Here is a 16302-nt window from a genome sequence, read left to right on the forward strand (position 1 = left end):
GAGCGAAGCCTGGCCGATGACTATATAATCCCCGCCTTTCGTGGAGAACAGACTTTTATGCCTACGTCCTTTCTAGAAATTGTCGAGCTTCCTGATGGCCGCATCGAGCTGCGCCGGGCCGAAGACGAGGGGTCTCTGGTTACCCTGAACTTCTCTGAGGACGCCAAGGTATTCCTACAAGGTCAACACGTTGAAGTCGCCAAGGCGATGCTGAGCGTGGGTGTCCAAATGGCCGGCCGCCTGGTTGAAGGCGAATTCAACAAGGAAGAGGGGCCACGGGTTCTTCATTGATTCCGTTCGGCGACTTTTGAGATCTGATAGCTGTTCTGGCTTCTCTGTCCTGGAGAAGCCCTGCGTTTGTCTTAGCCCAGTCGAATATTCAGGCTTTGTGCGTCCCCGGTGCGTGCGGCGCTGATCAACTGTTGGCGAGCTGTCGCGGTCAGGGGGTTGAGCCAGCTGACCACGGTATGACTGCGACCCAGGCGCAACGCTTCGCACGTCAATTGCTGGGCGCTCTGTGTGCCGCGCGGTTGCAATAGCAGGATCCGCTCACGATTGAGACCGGCATCCCGCAACCAGGCCTGGGTAACGCTGGCGGGTGGCGCGATCAGCGTCAGCCAGCGAGCGTCCTGGTCCTGGCTCAACTCTCGCAGAATAGGTGCCAGCAGGTTCAGGCAATTCCCGGCCGCACCACGCAACGACAATTCGCTGAAGGCCTCGGGCTCGACGCCCCAAGGCGATTCGATGACCTCTTTCAGGACTGGAACCAGCGGTTGGGCCATGAATGCCTCGAACAGCGGAAGTTGCGTGTGCTGTGGTGTGTGAGGAAATTGCATAAAGCCTCCTTTAGCGGCGAATGACGCCGACACTCAAGCCTTCGATGACCAGATCCTGATCTTTCAGGTCCACTTCGATGGGGGCGAACTCGGGATTTTCGGCTATCAGCCAGACCTTGCTACCATCGCGCTTGAACCGCTTGACGGTGACTTCGTCGCCGATTCGTGCCACCACGACCTGACCGTTACGAGCCTCGCGGGTGGTGTGAACAGCCAATAGATCGCCGTCGAAGATGCCGATATCCTTCATGCTCATGCCATGCACGCGCAGAAGGTAATCAGCCCTCGGATGAAAGAACGAGGGGTTGATGTTGCAGGATTCTTCAACGTGCTGCTGGGCGAGGATCGGAGCACCGGCGGCTACGCGACCGATGATCGGCAGGGTGGTTTCGTCGGCCTTGGCTTCGAAGCCAGGAATGCGAATGCCTCGCGAGGCACCGGGTGTCATCTCGATCGCGCCCTTGCGGGCCAGTGCCTTGAGGTGTTCTTCCGCCGCGTTGGGCGACTTGAAGCCCAGTTCCTGAGCGATTTCCGCACGGGTTGGCGGGTAGCCATTGTCTTCGAGGCAACGTTTGATGAAGGCCAGAATCTCTGCTTGGCGTGGCGTCAGCTTTAGCATATCGATCGCTCTGTCTTTTTATACAGTGACTGGGATTATATACAGTGCGAGCCGCTTGGCAATGCCCCTTTTTTCGTGCGCCGCTCGACGGTCGTTTCGGCCGTTGTAACCGGTGGGGCTACAGCCTATATAAAGCTGTGGTTAAATACCTGACCGAGCGTTCGCAAAACGTCCCGGCAGGCTTGACAAGCCCAGGGCTGAAACGTATGTTTCAAACAAGTGTTTGTCAGGCGGAGTAGCCATGGCCCAGTCGGAAACCGTTGAACGCATTCTCGATGCTGCGGAGCAGTTGTTCGCGGAAAAAGGTTTCGCCGAAACCTCTTTGCGTCTGATAACCAGCAAGGCTGGGGTGAACCTGGCTGCGGTGAATTATCACTTCGGTTCGAAGAAAGCGCTGATCCAGGCGGTTTTCTCACGTTTCCTCGGGCCGTTCTGTATCAGTCTCGACCGTGAATTGGAGCGTCGCCAGGCCAAGCCTGACGTCAAGCCCACCCTGGAAGAGCTGCTCGAGATCCTGGTCGAGCAGGCCCTCGTGGTTCAGCCACGCAGCGGCAATGATCTTTCCATTTTCATGCGCCTTTTGGGCCTGGCATTCAGTCAAAGCCAGGGTCACCTGCGGCGTTATCTGGAAGACATGTACGGGAAAGTGTTCCGTCGCTATATGTTGCTGGTCAATGAAGCCGCGCCCCGCATACCGCCGATTGAATTGTTCTGGCGCGTGCACTTCATGCTGGGCGCCGCTGCCTTCAGCATGTCTGGCATCAAAGCGCTGCGGGCCATCGCTGAAACCGATTTTGGCGTGAATACCTCCATCGAACAGGTCATGCGTCTGATGGTGCCGTTCCTGGCCGCCGGCATGCGTGCCGAAAGCGGTGTCACCGATGAGGCAATGGCGGCGGCCCAGTTGCGTCCTCGCAGCAAATCCGCCCCGGCGCTCGCCAAGGCGTAAGGCCACGGGTGGGCGCGGCTGCTTACATCCGCTAAGCTAGCCGCCCATGCCGATTCTCCCTTTGAGTTCGTTTCAAATTTCATCGCCGATGTGCGACCTGCCAGGCCTGGAGCCTGGCGGCGTCATCGTGCATGCGTCGCCGTGCGCATCCATCGTTACTAAGGAATTGCTATGACTGCAGGCCTGCAAGGCTCGTTGATGGTGGACGTCGCCGGTACCTGGCTGACGGCCGAGGATCGCCATCTGTTGCGTCAGCCCGAAGTGGGCGGCTTGATCATCTTCGCTCGCAACATCGAGCATCCGCGCCAAGTGCGCGAGCTGAGTGCGGCGATCCGCGCCATCCGTCCCGACCTGCTGCTGGCGGTCGATCAGGAGGGCGGGCGTGTCCAGCGCCTGCGCCAAGGATTCGTGCGCCTGCCCGCGATGCGCGCCATTGCCGATAAGCCGAATGCCGAATACCTGGCCGAACAATGCGGCTGGATCATGGCCACCGAGGTGCTCGCGGTGGGCCTCGATCTGAGTTTCGCTCCGGTGCTGGATCTCGATTATCAGCGCAGTGCCGTGGTTGGCAGTCGTTCATTCGAGGGCGATCCCGAACGCGCCGCATTGTTGGCGGGTGCCTTCATCCGGGGCATGAACGCCGCGGGCATGGCCGCCACGGGCAAGCATTTCCCGGGCCACGGCTGGGCCGAGGCGGATTCCCATGTGGCCATCCCCAATGATGAGCGCAGTCTGGAACAGATCCGCGCCAACGATCTGCTGCCGTTTGCCAGGCTGAGCAAGCAGCTTGCCGCCGTGATGCCGGCCCATGTGATCTATCCGCAGGTGGATGCCAGCCCGGCCGGGTTTTCCCGACGTTGGTTGCAGGACATCCTGCGGGGCGAGTTGCAGTTCGATGGGGTGATTTTCAGTGATGACCTGTCAATGGCCGGTGCCCATGTGGTGGGTGATGCCGCGAGTCGTATCGAGGCCGCATTGACCGCCGGCTGCGATATGGGGCTGGTGTGCAACGACCGCGCTGCCGCAGAGCTGGCATTGAGCGCCGCCCAGCGCTTGAAGATCAAGCCATCAGCGCGGATCGCCCGCATGCGGGCCAAGGCCTTCGCCAGTACCGAGTACCGTCAGGATCCGCGTTGGCTGACAGCGATTGGCGCATTAAAAGCTGCCCAACTGATCGATTAAGGACGTTTGTTATGACCGTTTACGCAATTATCGGCGGCACTGGCCTGACCCAGCTGGAAGGCCTGACCATTCGCCAGTCCCTGGCGGTGGAAACGCCCTATGGCGCCCCATCGGCCGAGGTGCAGATTGGCGAATATGCCGGGCGTGAGGTGCTGTTCCTGGCCCGTCATGGCCATCCTCATCGTTTTCCGCCGCACCAGGTCAACTATCGCGCCAATCTCTGGGCGCTGAAGCAGGCGGGTGCCGAGGCCATCCTGGCGGTCAACGCCGTGGGCGGGATCCACGCGGCGATGGGCACCGGACATTTCTGCGTGCCTCATCAGTTGATCGATTACACCAGTGGCCGCCAGCACACGTATTTTGCCGATGACCTGGAAGCGGTTACCCATATCGATTTCAGCTATCCCTACACGGAGTCGCTGCGCGAGAAGTTGATTGCCGCCCTGGCTGCCGAAGGCTGCGGCTACAGCAGCCACGGCGTCTATGCCTGCACGCAAGGACCGCGCCTGGAAACGGTGGCTGAAATCGCCCGCCTGGAACGCGATGGCTGCGACATCGTCGGCATGACCGGAATGCCGGAAGCAGCATTGGCTCGCGAGCTGGAGTTGGACTATGCGTGCCTGGCCCTGGTGGTTAATCCGGCGGCAGGCAAATCCACGGCGGTGATCACCATGGCCGAGATCGAGCAGGCGCTGCATGACGGGATGGGGAAGGTGAAGTCGACCCTGGCGCGGGTGTTGATGGCTGGATAGTGGCGCCGGCGAAAAAGCGGGCGCAGAGGCGTTCCCCGATGGAAGCCCCGTTAATATACGGTTCCCGGATGGCTCCGGCTCCCGGTTTCATTATCTTTCATGAAGTCCTTGGCCATGATTGAATCGATTGCAGAACTTCTTGAGACTGAATGGGCGGATTCGTTCGGTCAACGTACACTCGCTCGCGGGTTCGACTACGCCGAGGAAGAAAGAGTCCGGATATTGCAGGTAGACGAACGATCGGTTCACGCTGAGTGTGAAGGAGCCGGTACCAGTGTCTATCAGCAGGTGATCGAGCTCGTTCGCCACCAGGGTTATGACGATGTTCGTTACGAATGCTCATGCCCAGGTGGCGGCGACTGCAAACATTGTGTGGCGGTCATGTTCCACTTGATGTGGGATGAGCAAGTGTTGCAGGGAGGCTCCGGTGGCGAGCGTCTGAGCCGCGATCTTGAGGCCTGGATCGAGCATATACCTAAGCAGGGTCCTGATTCGGCGGCGAACGAAAAGAACACGGATATCCGGCTTCTCTACAAGCTCAAGAATACGCACACCGGCCAATGGGTACTGGAACTCTTCAAGGGGCGTCAGCTCAATGATGGTTCCTTGCGAGATATGAAAGCGTTTTACCAACTTGCGGACATGTTGATTAGTTTGCCGAATTTCCTGTTCGACATTGACCAGCAGATCGGTCGCTTGTTGATCAGCACTCAACGTTTTCATGGGCAAATGAATAGCTATCCGCTGCGCGGACGCAATGGCGCTGATGTGCTTGCGCTTGCCTTGCAGTCTTGCCGCCTGTTTCTCGAGCTTGAACCGTCGCAGCCGCTACGGGCGGGGCCTCAGAAGTCGGTACAGTTTTCCTGGGCTGAGCAACCCAGCGGTAACTACCTGCCTCAGTGGCAAGGTGTCGATCAACTGCCGGGTAGGATTCTGGTGCTTGAGCCGCTTCATTATCTGGATGTGGCACGCCAGGAGCTCGGTCGGCTCACCTATGAAATGGACGACAAGCTGGCTTGCCATTTAAGCCTTGCGCCAGAGGTGCCCGCTCACCAGGCTGCGCTTTTCAGCCATCGGATCAACGCTGCCGGTCTGGCAATCCCTCCTCCGAAAAAACTCACTGAACGCATCATCGACGATATCGAGCCACGGGCGGTGCTGACGTTGGGAAGTGCGCTCAATCTTCGGCACTGGAAATCGGTTCCAGAACATCGTGCGGCGTTGACCTTTATTTACGATGGTCATGCTGCCGACGATAAAGCCCCCACCGAGATCTCGATTCTGTCCGGGACCGAGACTCTGCGCATCCAGCGCAAGCCGGATCTCGAACAGGCCTTTCGCACCACTCTACGTAAGGCAGGATTCAAACAGGCCAGCCGCAAGAGCCTCGCACTCGCAAGCAGCGCGGGTGAGCTGTTCCAGATGCCGGATGATGCTGCCTGGTTGGCATTCATGGATAAAGGCTTGCCGCAATTGCGGGCCGCCCATTGGCGAGTCGATATCGAAGATGGATTTTACTTCGACCTGCAACCTGTGGAGCAGTTGTACGCCGACATCGAGGAATCTCCGGGGCGGGAGTGGTTTGATCTGCAGTTGGGTATTGTCGTTAATGGCAAGCGGCACAGTCTTCTGCCGATTTTGCTTTATCTGCTTCGCTCAAGTCCCGAGATGATGGAACCGGCCAATCTCGATCAGCGCAGTGATGAACAGTTGTTGTTGCTTGAGCTCAACAGTGGAACGTTCATGGCAGGCCCCTCCGTGAGGGTCGCGTTGCCGTATGGGCGCGTCAAGCCGTTGATGGCTACCCTCGGTGAGTTGTACATGAAAGAACACCGGGGTGACTCGATACGTTTGAACGCCTTTGATGCGGCCAGGCTCAATGCGCTCGAAGGCGTGCCATTGGTGTGGAAGGGCGGAGAAAGACTGCGCACATTTGCCAAAAGGTTGCATGAGGCGACCCATGTGCATGTCCCGGCGCCCGATGGGCTCAAGGCTGTGCTGCGGCCGTACCAACTCGAAGGGCTTAACTGGATGCAAGCCCTGCGCGAGCTGGAAGTGGGCGGCATTCTGGGTGATGACATGGGCTTGGGCAAAACTCTACAGACCCTGACTCATTTGCTGTGCGAGAAACAAGCAGGGCGCCTCGATGTCCCGGCGCTAGCGGTCATGCCCACCAGCCTGATTCCCAACTGGCTCGACGAAGCAGCACGCTTTACGCCTCAGCTCAGCGTGCTGGCACTTCATGGTGCGGCCCGGCAAAAAGACTTTGCCAGCCTTGGTCAGTACGATCTGATATTGACCACTTATGCCTTGTTGCCGCGGGATCTGGAGGTATTGAAGCCCCAGGCCTGGAGTGTGCTGATTCTTGATGAGGCACAAAATATCAAGAATCCTGCCAGTAAGGCCGCCCAGGCTGCTCGCGACCTCGACGCCCGGCAGCGTCTGTGTCTGTCCGGCACGCCGCTGGAAAATCACCTCGGCGAACTCTGGTCATTGTTTCACTTTCTATTGCCCGGCTGGTTGGGAGATAGCAAAACCTTCAATCGTGACTATCGCACGCCCATCGAAAAACACGGCAATCAGGAGCGCATGCGGCATTTGATTGCCCGCATAAAACCCTTCTTGCTGCGCCGAAAAAAGGAACAGGTCGCGACCGAGCTGCCGCCCAAGACCGAAATCACCCATTGGGTCGATCTCAGCGACGGGCAGCGGGATGTCTATGAAACGGTGCGCGTGGCCATGGACAAGAAAGTCCGCGACGAAATTGCTCGCAGCGGCGTGGCTCGTAGCCAGATCATCATCCTTGACGCGTTACTCAAGCTACGCCAGGTCTGTTGCGATCTGCGATTGCTCAATACCGAGCAAGCCACTAAAACACCGCGCTTTGGCAGTGGCAAGTTGGTCAGCTTGATGGAGATGCTCGAAGAACTGCTCAGCGAAGGACGCAAGATCCTGTTGTTTTCCCAGTTCACCTCCATGTTGGCGTTGATTGAGGAAGAACTGCAAAAGCGCAGCCTTGCCTATTCGCTGTTGACCGGTAGTACGGTCGATCGTCGTACACCGGTGAGGGATTTCCAGAGTGGCAAGGTGTCGCTTTTTCTGATCAGCCTCAAGGCGGGTGGTACAGGACTCAATCTGACGGCTGCCGATACCGTTATCCACTTCGATCCGTGGTGGAATCCGGCGGTGGAAAATCAGGCGACCGACCGGGCTTATCGGATCGGTCAAAACAAGCCTGTTTTCGTTTACAAGCTGATTGCCCGGGGTACGGTGGAGGAGAAGATACAGGCCCTCCAGGAGAACAAGGCGGCATTGACAGGCGGGGTGTTGGATGGCGGAGCAGCGGGAGGATGGAAGCTTGAGCAAAGCGACATCGAAGCATTGTTTGCTCCGTTGCCCAAGGCCTGATCCGCACATTCAGTCCATGTCGTTTGAAAGTCAGCCATCGCGAGCGGGCTTGCTCCCACAGGCATAAACCAACCTCAGCGTTTCTCCAGCTTATCCGGCAGCGGTGCGAACAACGCCTCGATGTCTTCGTTCTGCAGTTTCCAGTCCCCGGCCACGCGCCCATCCAGCACGCCGGCCGCGAGATCGGATTTTTCCTTCTGCAGGAGTTGGATCTTTTCTTCGACCGTTCCCCGGGCTATCAGCTTGTAGACGAACACCGGCTTCTCCTGGCCGATGCGATAGGCGCGGTCGGTTGCCTGGTTTTCGGTGGCCGGGTTCCACCACGGGTCGTAGTGAATCACCGTGTCCGCTTCCGTCAGGTTCAGACCCACACCTCCGGCCTTCAGGCTGATCAGAAAGATCTGACGCTTGCCGCTCTGGAATTCCTTCACCGGAGTGCGTCGGTCTCGGGTCTGGCCGGTCAGGATGGCGTATTCCACACCGCGCTTTTTCAGTTCGTCTTCGATCAGCGCCAGCATGGACGTGAACTGGGAAAACAGCAGCACCCGCCGACCTTCTTCAAATAATGCCTCAAGCATTTCCATCAGGCTGTCGAGCTTGCCCGAAGCGCTGCCTCGGGTTGGCAGGGCGGCGTCGCTGATCAGGCGCAGGTCGCAGCACACCTGGCGCAGCTTGAGCAGCGCCTCGAGGATGATGATCTGGCTGCGCGCCACGCCTTTGCGGGTGATCTCGTCACGCACCTTCTTGTCCATCGCCAGGCGCATGGTTTCGTAGACGTCCCGCTGGGCGTCGCTGAGTTCGACCCAGTGGATGATCTCGGTCTTTGGCGGCAATTCGGTTGCGACCTGTTCCTTGGTCCTGCGCAGCAGAAACGGTTTTATCCGACCGTTAAGGTGCTGCAATCGTACGGCGCTGCCGCGTTTTTCGATCGGCACCCGGTAGTCGCGGTTGAAATCCTTGATGTCGCCGAGCCAGCCCGGTAACAGGAAATGAAACAGCGACCACAATTCACCCAGGTGGTTTTCCAGTGGCGTGCCGGACAGGCACAACCGCTGCCGGGCATCGAGCTCACGGGCGGCCTGGGCGGCCTTGCTGGTGGGGTTCTTGATGTACTGGGCTTCATCCAGGATCAATACGTGCAGCGGTTGCTCTTTAAGGCGCTCGACATCCTTGGGCAGCAATGCATAGGTGGTCAGGATCAGGTCGTAGTCGGCCAACCGTTCGAAATGTTTCTTGCGTCCGGCACCGTACAGCGCCAATACCTTGAGCTGCGGGGTGAAGTGGCTGGCTTCATCGAGCCAGTTGGGAATCAGGCTCGTCGGCATCACCACCATGCACGGTCTGTCGAGGCGGCCGGCGTTTTTTTCGCTAAGGATGTGCGCCAGGGTCTGTAGGGTTTTGCCCAGGCCCATGTCATCCGCGAGAATGCCGCCAACCTCCAGTTGTCGTAGCGATTGCATCCAGCTCAGGCCTTCGAGCTGATAGGGCCGCAGCGTGGCGTTCAAGCCTTCCGGCGCTGTGGCGGTGTAATCCTTGATGTCGCGCAGCCGCTGGGCCAGGCCACGGATGTGTTCGCCACCTTCCCAGCGCAGCGGCATGTCTTGCAGCGGGTTCAGGCGCAGGGCGTCCGCGCTGTTCAGGCGCAGTTTGCTGGTGCCGGGTTCTTGCAGGTAAAACTCGCCGAGGGTCGCCAGTACCGGTTTCAGGCGTCCATAGGGCAGCGCGACTTGCTGCGGGCCGAATTCCGAGTTGGGGCGGTGCGGCAAGTTGACCAGGATGAGTTCGTCATCGCGGCGCCGGGCCAGGCGTTCCGGGTTGAACAGCTCGATGTGCGAGCGCATCAGGTTCAGCAGGATCGGCAGCAGGCTCAAGCGCTCGCCGTTGACGATGATCCCCAGTTCCAGATCAAACCAGTCTCGCTCCGGAGTTTCCTCGACGCTGGCGTACCACTCGTCCACGGCCGTCAGGTCGAAGCCGAAGTCTTCGTCGATCTGCAGCTCCCAACCTTGGTTGCGCAGTTTTGGCAGGTCATTGAGGGTAAAGGTCAACCAGGCACTGTCGTTGACCATCTCGTAAAGCTCGCCAGCGCTTTCCGGGAGCGCCTTGCTTTGCCGGGTCGCGATTTTGAAGCCGAGGATTCGCAGTTGCTCGCGGTAGGACTGTTCCACATCGGTTTGGCGTTTTATGCGCAGCGTCTGGGTTTCCTGGCGAATCAGTACGTCGGTGTTGCGCTGGCCGCTGACGTATTCGTCCAGGTAGCTGAAGGACAGGGCGGCGCGGTGCTGGATGTAGCGCTGCATTTTGCCGTTGCGCGGCTCGAAGGCGCTGAACTCGATACTCGCCAGCCACAGGCGCGGCACCGGTTGCACGTTTTCCACCAGCACCTGCGGCGGAGCCTTGGGGCTGCGGTTGTCGAGCACCGCCTGGAGTTTTTCCAGCAGGTGTGCGTCTTTTTCGGCGGCTGGGTAGGCCAGGGTTTCCTGGACCTGCAACAAGACCGCTGCGCAATGTTTGCAGTTGATGCGCACCGGGCAGGAGCAGGCCGCTTCGAGCAGGATCAGCGTGCCCTTGGCTGACTCCTTGAGGCGAATGGTCTGACGATAGACGCTGCCGCCAGAGCCTTCGCAGCTGGCGATGACGGTGCTGTCGCCTGTCTCGACGATCCTGACGCGATTCTCCAGCGCGTATCGGCGTCCGCGCTCCAGGCTTTGTTCCTTGAATCGATTGACCCAGGAGGGTGCCAGGGGTTTGCTCAGGGGCGAGGGCATAGGCGCGCCGGTCAGTCCGGAATCGCTTCGGGCGCCTGCCGTGGCGCGGGCGCGGTCAGCGAAGTGATCTTGATCAGCAGGCCGAGGTGGCCGTTATCGAGGAAATTCAGCTGGCCGTTCTTGGTGTGGCTCTGTTGCTTGAGGCGTTCGCTGGCGGTGACCAGGCCATTGGCGTCGATCTGGTTGACCCAGAAGTCGGCGTCGACGTCGGTAAAACGACCCAGTTTCAGCTCCAGGGTGCCCTCGATGGGGAACTGGCCGAACTGTTCGGCGCCGTCGCTGACGGCGATCTTGCTGCCCTGTTCGCCGAGGTTCTGTTGCCAGGCCTTATGCATCAGCACGCTGTATTGGCCGCTGGCATTGAGTTTCTCGACGATGTTGCCCAATGCCGGCGTGCGCTGGCTGTCCGCGCCCAGGCGTTGTGCGCCGGCGTCCCAGTCTTCCGGTGCGGCGCGACTGATAATGGCCGGTTCGGCGTTCTGGCGAACCAGGATCATTTCCACCTGATACAGATCGTCGGCGAAGGCCAGGGGGGCGACCAGGAGCATCAACAACGTCAAGGAGCGAAACAGGCGCATCGGGCGTCCTTCAAACAGTGGTCGGAGTGAGGCGCTCGAACAGCGCCTCCACGGTATTAAAACGCTCTTCCGGGCGTTCCATGGGCACCATGAACTTGAACATCGTGGCGCCTTCGAACTTGTAGCGTTTGGGCTGGCCCTGGATCAGCTTGATCAGTACTAGCGGATCGACCGGCGTCTGGGCTTCGAATTCGATGCGGCCGCCGTTGGGCCCGCCGTCGACTTTCTTGATGCCCAGTTGCTCGGCCTTGAGCTTGAGCAGCGTGGTGCGCACCAGGTTCTTGGTTGGCTCCGGGAGCAGGCCGAAGCGGTCGATCATTTCCACCTGCAAGTCCTTGAGGCCTTCTTCGTCGGTGGCCGAGGCGATGCGTTTGTAGAGGATCAGCCGCGCATGGACGTCCGGCAGATAGTCTTCCGGGATCAGCGCTGGTACCCGCAGGTTGATCTCCGGCCCGCCGCCCAGGGGCTGGTCGAGGTTCGGTTGCTCGCCCTTGCGAATCGACTTGACCGCGCGTTCGAGCATTTCCATGTACAGCGTGAAGCCGACGGCCTGGATCTGGCCGCTCTGGCCGTCGCCGAGCAATTCGCCGGCGCCACGGATTTCCAGGTCATTGGTGGCCAGCACGAAGCCGGCGCCGAGGTCCTGGGTGTTGGCGATGGCCTCCAGGCGCTTTTCCGCGTCTGGGGTGATCTGCTGGCGCGGCGGCGTCAGCAGGTAGGCATAGGCCTGGTGGTGGCTGCGTCCGACCCGGCCGCGCAACTGGTGCAACTGGGCCAGGCCGAACTTGTCGGCGCGCTCGATGATGATGGTGTTGGCGCTTGGCACGTCGATGCCGGTCTCGATGATGGTCGAGGCGATCAACACGTTGAAGCGCTTGTGATAGAAGTCGCTCATCACCTGTTCGAGTTCGCGCTCGCGCATCTGTCCGTGGCCGATGCCGATGCGGGCTTCAGGCACCAGCTCGGCGAGGTCGGCGGCGCATTTCTCGATGGTCTTCACGTCGTTGTGCAGGTAATAGACCTGGCCGCCGCGCAGCAGCTCCCGCAGCAGCGCTTCCTTGACCGTGCTTTTGTTCTGCTCCATCACGAACGTGCGCACCGACAGGCGGCGGGCCGGCGGCGTGGCGATGATCGACAGGTCGCGCATGCCCGACACTGCCATGTTCAGCGTCCGGGGGATCGGCGTGGCCGTCAGGGTCAGGATGTCGACTTCACTGCGCAGCGCCTTGAGCTGTTCTTTCTGGCGCACCCCGAAACGGTGTTCTTCGTCGATGATCACCAGCCCGAGGCTTTTGAATTTCACGTCGTCCTGGAGCAGTTTGTGCGTACCGATGACGATGTCGATCTTGCCCTCGGCCAGGTCGGCCACGGCGGCATTCACCTCCTTGGTCGACTTGAAGCGGCTCATCACTTCCACGGTCACCGGCCAGTCGGCGAAGCGGTCGCGGAAACTGTTGTAGTGCTGCTGGGCGAGCAGGGTGGTCGGCACCAGGATCGCCACCTGCTTGCCGCCGTGCACGGCGATGAACGCGGCGCGCATCGCCACTTCGGTCTTGCCGAAGCCGACGTCGCCGCAGACCAGTCGGTCCATCGGCTTGGGCGCGAGCATGTCGGCGCGCACGGCTTCGATGGTGGTCTGCTGGTCGACGGTTTCCTCGAACGGGAAGCCGGCGCTGAAGGTTTCGTAATCGGCTTTCGGGTCGGCGAACGCGTAGCCTTCGCGCGCGGCGCGACGGGCGTAGATATCAAGCAATTCGGCGGCCACGTCGCGCACCTGTTCGGCGGCCTTGCGCTTGGCTTTCTGCCAGGTTTCCGAGCCCAGGCGATGCAGCGGCGCCAGCGCATCATCGCTGCCGGTGTAGCGGGCGATCAGGTGCAGGTTCGCCACCGGCACGTAGAGTTTGGCGCCCTCGGCGTATTCCAGAGTGAGGAATTCGGCGGCCTGGTTTTCGATCTCCAGGGTCGCCAGGCCCAGGTAGCGGCCCACGCCGTGGTCGATGTGCACCACCGGCGCGCCTTCGCGCAGCTCGGTGAGGTTCTTGATGACCGCGTCGTTGGCGGCGTCGGCGCGCTTCTCGCGACGGCGACGCTGCATCACCCGCTGGCCAAACAACGGACTCTCGGCGACCAGGGCCAGGGCGGGGTCATCCAGGACCAGCCCATCATTGAGTGGCGCGATGGTGATTGCCAAACGATCCTTGCCGGCGACGAAATCCGGCCAGCTGTCGACAGTCTTCGGTCGCAGCTTCAGGCGTTCGAGCAGCTCCAGCAATACTTCGCGACGGCCGGCGGACTCGGCGGTGAACAGCACGCGGCCAGGGAATTCATCGAGGAAACCGGCCAGGGCCGCCAACGGTTGCGTGGCCTTGGCTTCGATTGCCAGGTCCGGCAGTGGCTTGGCGGGGAAGCGTTCGCGACCAGCGCCGGTTTCCACGTCCTGTTGGCTCGCCACCACGCGCGGCCAGCTCTTGAGGCGGGCGAAGCAGTCTTCAACCGGCAGGAACAACTCGGCGGGTGGCAACAAAGGACGGGACGGGTCGACACGCCGCTCTTCGTAGCGGTTGCGCACGTCATTCCAAAAGTTTTCTGCCGCTTGCTCGATGCCGGGCAGGGAGAATACCTGGGTGTCCTGGGGCAGGTAATCGAACAGCGTGGAGGTTTCTTCGAAGAACAGCGGCAGATAATACTCGATACCGGCCGGGGTAATGCCGCTGCTCAAATCCTGGAAGATCGGGCAGCGGCGGAAGTCCACGTCGAAACGCTCGCGAAACCGCGCCTTGAAACGCGTCACGGCGTCTTTTTGCAGGGGGAATTCCTTGGCCGGCAACAGGCGGATCGACTGTACTTTGTCGATGGAGCGCTGGTTTTCCGGGTCGAAGGTGCGCAAGGTCTCGATTTCGTCATCGAACAGGTCGATGCGATAGGGCAATTTGCTGCCCATCGGGAACAGGTCGATCAACGCGCCGCGGACCGTGAACTCGCCGTGCTCGTACACCGTATCGACGTAGCGGTAGCCGCTGGCCTCAAGCCGGGTGCGCATTTGCTCGACGTCGAGCTTCTGGCCGATGTCCAGCACCAGGCTGCTGCCCAGCAGGAACTGGGTCGGCGCCAGGCGATGTAGGGCTGTCGTGATCGGCACTACCAAAACGCCATGACTGAGCTCCGGCAGCCGGTAAAGGCTGGCGATGCGCTGGGAAATGATGTCCTGGTGCGGCGAAAAAAGGTCGTAGGGCAGGGTTTCCCAATCCGGGAAATGCAGCACTGGCAAATCCGGGGCGAAGAAACCCAGCTCCTGTTCCAGCCGCTCGGCGCTCTGGCTGTCGGCGGTCAACAACAGGGTGAAGCGCTTTGCAGCGCTGGCAGCCTCGGCGATAGCCAGGCTCAGGGCGGCACCGGGCAGGTTGCCCCAGTGCTGTTTACCTGCCGCGGCAGGGAGAAGCGGAAGACGCAGAACGGGCACGGAAGGTTGAGCTCCAGCGTTGCGACAAAGTCGACAATTGTAGCGGGGGAAGGGGGCTTCTGTCAGTCGCGGACTATGCTGCAGGAACGCAAAACCACGGCGCGACGGGCGCGCATTGCTCCGCCGATGACTCGGCGGCATAATGTAGCCCCTTTTTTCAGCCCCTACATGTGGAAGGTTACCGTGACTCAGAAGCCCGACCAGTGTCTTGGTGAATGGATTGATCGTGAAGCTCTCGCAGAAGCGATGATCCCTCTCATCGGTCAGCTCTACCGCAATAACAACGTGGTGAGCTCGATCTATGGCCGCAGCCTGATCAACCAGTCTGTCATCGCGATCCTCAAGGCCCACCGCTTTGCTCGCCACCGTTCGTCCGACGACAGCGAACTCTCCGTCCACGAAACATTCCCCCTGCTCAAGGCCATGAGCGAGCTCAAGCTCGGCGCGGCCTCGGTGGACCTGGGCAAGCTGGCGTTCAAATTCCGTAACGAAGCCAATGGCCGTAGCGCCGAGCAGTTCGTTCGCGAAGAGATGGCTGATGTGGTTGGCCAGCAAAATGCTTCGCCTCGCAAAGGTACCGACGTCGTGCTGTACGGCTTTGGCCGTATCGGCCGCCTGCTGGCGCGTATCCTGATCGAGAAAACCGGTGGTGGCGACGGCCTGCGCCTGCGCGCCATCGTCGTGCGCAAGGGCGCCGAGAACGACCTGACCAAGCGTGCCAGCCTGCTGCGCCGCGACTCGGTGCACGGTTCCTTCAACGGCACCATCACCATCGACGAAGAAAACAACACCATCACCGCCAACGGCAACCTGATCCAGGTGATCTACGCGAAGAACCCGACTGAGGTGGACTACACCCAGTACGGCATCAAGGACGCATTGCTGGTGGACAACACCGGTGTATGGCGTGACGCCGACGGCCTGGGCCAGCACCTGGCCTGCCCGGGTATCGACCGCGTTGTCCTGACTGCGCCTGGCAAGGGCAAGCTGAAGAACATCGTTCACGGTATCAACCACACCGAAATCACCGCTGACGACAAGATCATCTCCGCTGCTTCCTGCACCACCAACGCCATCGTGCCGGTGCTCAAGGCCGTGAATGACAAGTTCGGCATCATCAACGGTCACGTCGAAACCGTTCACTCGTACACCAACGACCAGAACCTGATCGACAACTTCCACAAGGGCGATCGCCGTGGCCGTAGCGCCGCGTTGAACATGGTCATCACCGAGACCGGTGCCGCCACTGCTGCTGCCAAGGCCTTGCCTGAGCTCGCTGGGAAACTGACCGGCAACGCCATTCGGGTGCCGACGCCGAACGTGTCGATGGCCATTCTCAACCTGAACCTTGAGAAAGCCGCCACTCGTGAAGAGATGAACGAGTACCTGCGCTACATGGCGCTGCACTCCGACCTGCACAAGCAGATCGACTTCGTCAACTCTCAGGAAGTGGTGTCCACCGACTTCGTCGGCTCGCGCCACGCCGGCGTTGTCGACGCCGAAGCGACCATCGTCCAGGACAATCGTGTTGTCCTGTACGTCTGGTATGACAACGAGTTCGGCTACAGCTGCCAGGTGGTTCGCGTGATGGAAGACATGGCTGATGTGAATCCGCCTGCGTTCCCGCGCTAAGTAAGCTTTAGCTGCTGGTAAAAAACGCCCCGACTTGTCGGGGCGTTTTTTTTACCTGGGATTTTGTAGTGCCTGGGCTGGCCCCTTCGCGAGCAGGCTCGCTCCCACAGTTGACCGA

11 protein-coding genes are annotated in these 16302 nt (G+C 60.3%); 6 read left to right on the top strand and 5 right to left on the bottom strand.

Going from position 1 to position 16302, the window contains the following annotated elements; genetic code table 11:
* Positions 1-57 precede the first annotated feature (57 nt).
* Positions 58-291 (top strand): hypothetical protein, encoded by a 234-nt coding sequence (locus ACE04F_RS14105; RefSeq protein WP_003183419.1) that lies wholly within the window; start codon positions 58-60, stop codon positions 289-291.
* Positions 292-362: 71 nt separating this feature from the next.
* Here ACE04F_RS14105 and sulA read toward each other — a convergent pair whose 3' ends face one another.
* Together sulA and lexA are read right to left on the bottom strand one after the other, a co-directional pair.
* The gene (sulA, locus tag ACE04F_RS14110; RefSeq protein WP_003199648.1) at positions 363-836 is read right to left on the bottom strand and encodes an SOS-induced cell division inhibitor SulA; all 474 of its coding nucleotides are present in this window, start codon (positions 834-836) and stop codon (positions 363-365) included.
* A gap of 10 nt (positions 837-846) precedes the next feature.
* Complete coding sequence (gene lexA, locus ACE04F_RS14115; protein WP_030139954.1) at positions 847-1455, bottom strand: transcriptional repressor LexA; 609 nt, start codon at positions 1453-1455, stop codon at positions 847-849.
* A 241-nt stretch (positions 1456-1696) separates the two neighbouring features.
* On the opposite strand from lexA, the gene ACE04F_RS14120 reads away from it, so the two are divergent.
* The 4 genes from ACE04F_RS14120 to ACE04F_RS14135 all read left to right on the top strand — a co-directional run bounded on the left by ACE04F_RS14120 (position 1697) and on the right by ACE04F_RS14135 (position 7746).
* Positions 1697-2404 (top strand): TetR/AcrR family transcriptional regulator, encoded by a 708-nt coding sequence (locus ACE04F_RS14120; protein ID WP_181286907.1) that lies wholly within the window; start codon positions 1697-1699, stop codon positions 2402-2404.
* A gap of 171 nt (positions 2405-2575) precedes the next feature.
* The gene (gene nagZ / locus ACE04F_RS14125; RefSeq protein WP_486107590.1) at positions 2576-3586 is read left to right on the top strand and encodes a beta-N-acetylhexosaminidase; all 1011 of its coding nucleotides are present in this window, start codon (positions 2576-2578) and stop codon (positions 3584-3586) included.
* An 11-nt stretch (positions 3587-3597) separates the two neighbouring features.
* Positions 3598-4338 (top strand): S-methyl-5'-thioinosine phosphorylase, encoded by a 741-nt coding sequence (locus tag ACE04F_RS14130; protein WP_486107592.1) that lies wholly within the window; start codon positions 3598-3600, stop codon positions 4336-4338.
* Between the two features lie 114 nt (positions 4339-4452).
* Positions 4453-7746 carry a DEAD/DEAH box helicase gene (locus tag ACE04F_RS14135; RefSeq protein ID WP_486107594.1) on the top strand — a complete coding sequence of 1098 codons (3294 nt, stop codon included), beginning with the start codon at positions 4453-4455 and terminating at the stop codon, positions 7744-7746.
* Between the two features lie 74 nt (positions 7747-7820).
* Here ACE04F_RS14135 and ACE04F_RS14140 read toward each other — a convergent pair whose 3' ends face one another.
* The 3 genes from ACE04F_RS14140 to mfd are packed head-to-tail and all read right to left on the bottom strand — an operon-like array spanning position 7821 to position 14552.
* Positions 7821-10514, bottom strand: coding sequence for a DEAD/DEAH box helicase (locus ACE04F_RS14140; protein WP_486107596.1), 2694 nt, complete (start codon positions 10512-10514; stop codon positions 7821-7823).
* Between the two features lie 11 nt (positions 10515-10525).
* The gene (locus tag ACE04F_RS14145) at positions 10526-11092 is read right to left on the bottom strand and encodes a CsiV family protein (protein WP_486107598.1); all 567 of its coding nucleotides are present in this window, start codon (positions 11090-11092) and stop codon (positions 10526-10528) included.
* Between the two features lie 10 nt (positions 11093-11102).
* Positions 11103-14552: a transcription-repair coupling factor gene (gene mfd, locus ACE04F_RS14150; protein ID WP_486107600.1), complete on the bottom strand. Its 3450-nt coding sequence runs from the start codon at positions 14550-14552 to the stop codon at positions 11103-11105.
* A 168-nt stretch (positions 14553-14720) separates the two neighbouring features.
* Between mfd and ACE04F_RS14155 the strand changes: the two genes are divergently transcribed.
* Positions 14721-16184 (top strand): glyceraldehyde-3-phosphate dehydrogenase, encoded by a 1464-nt coding sequence (locus tag ACE04F_RS14155; RefSeq protein WP_486107602.1) that lies wholly within the window; start codon positions 14721-14723, stop codon positions 16182-16184.
* Positions 16185-16302: the final 118 nt, after the last annotated feature.

Source organism: Pseudomonas sp. AGC41, assembly GCF_057334555.1.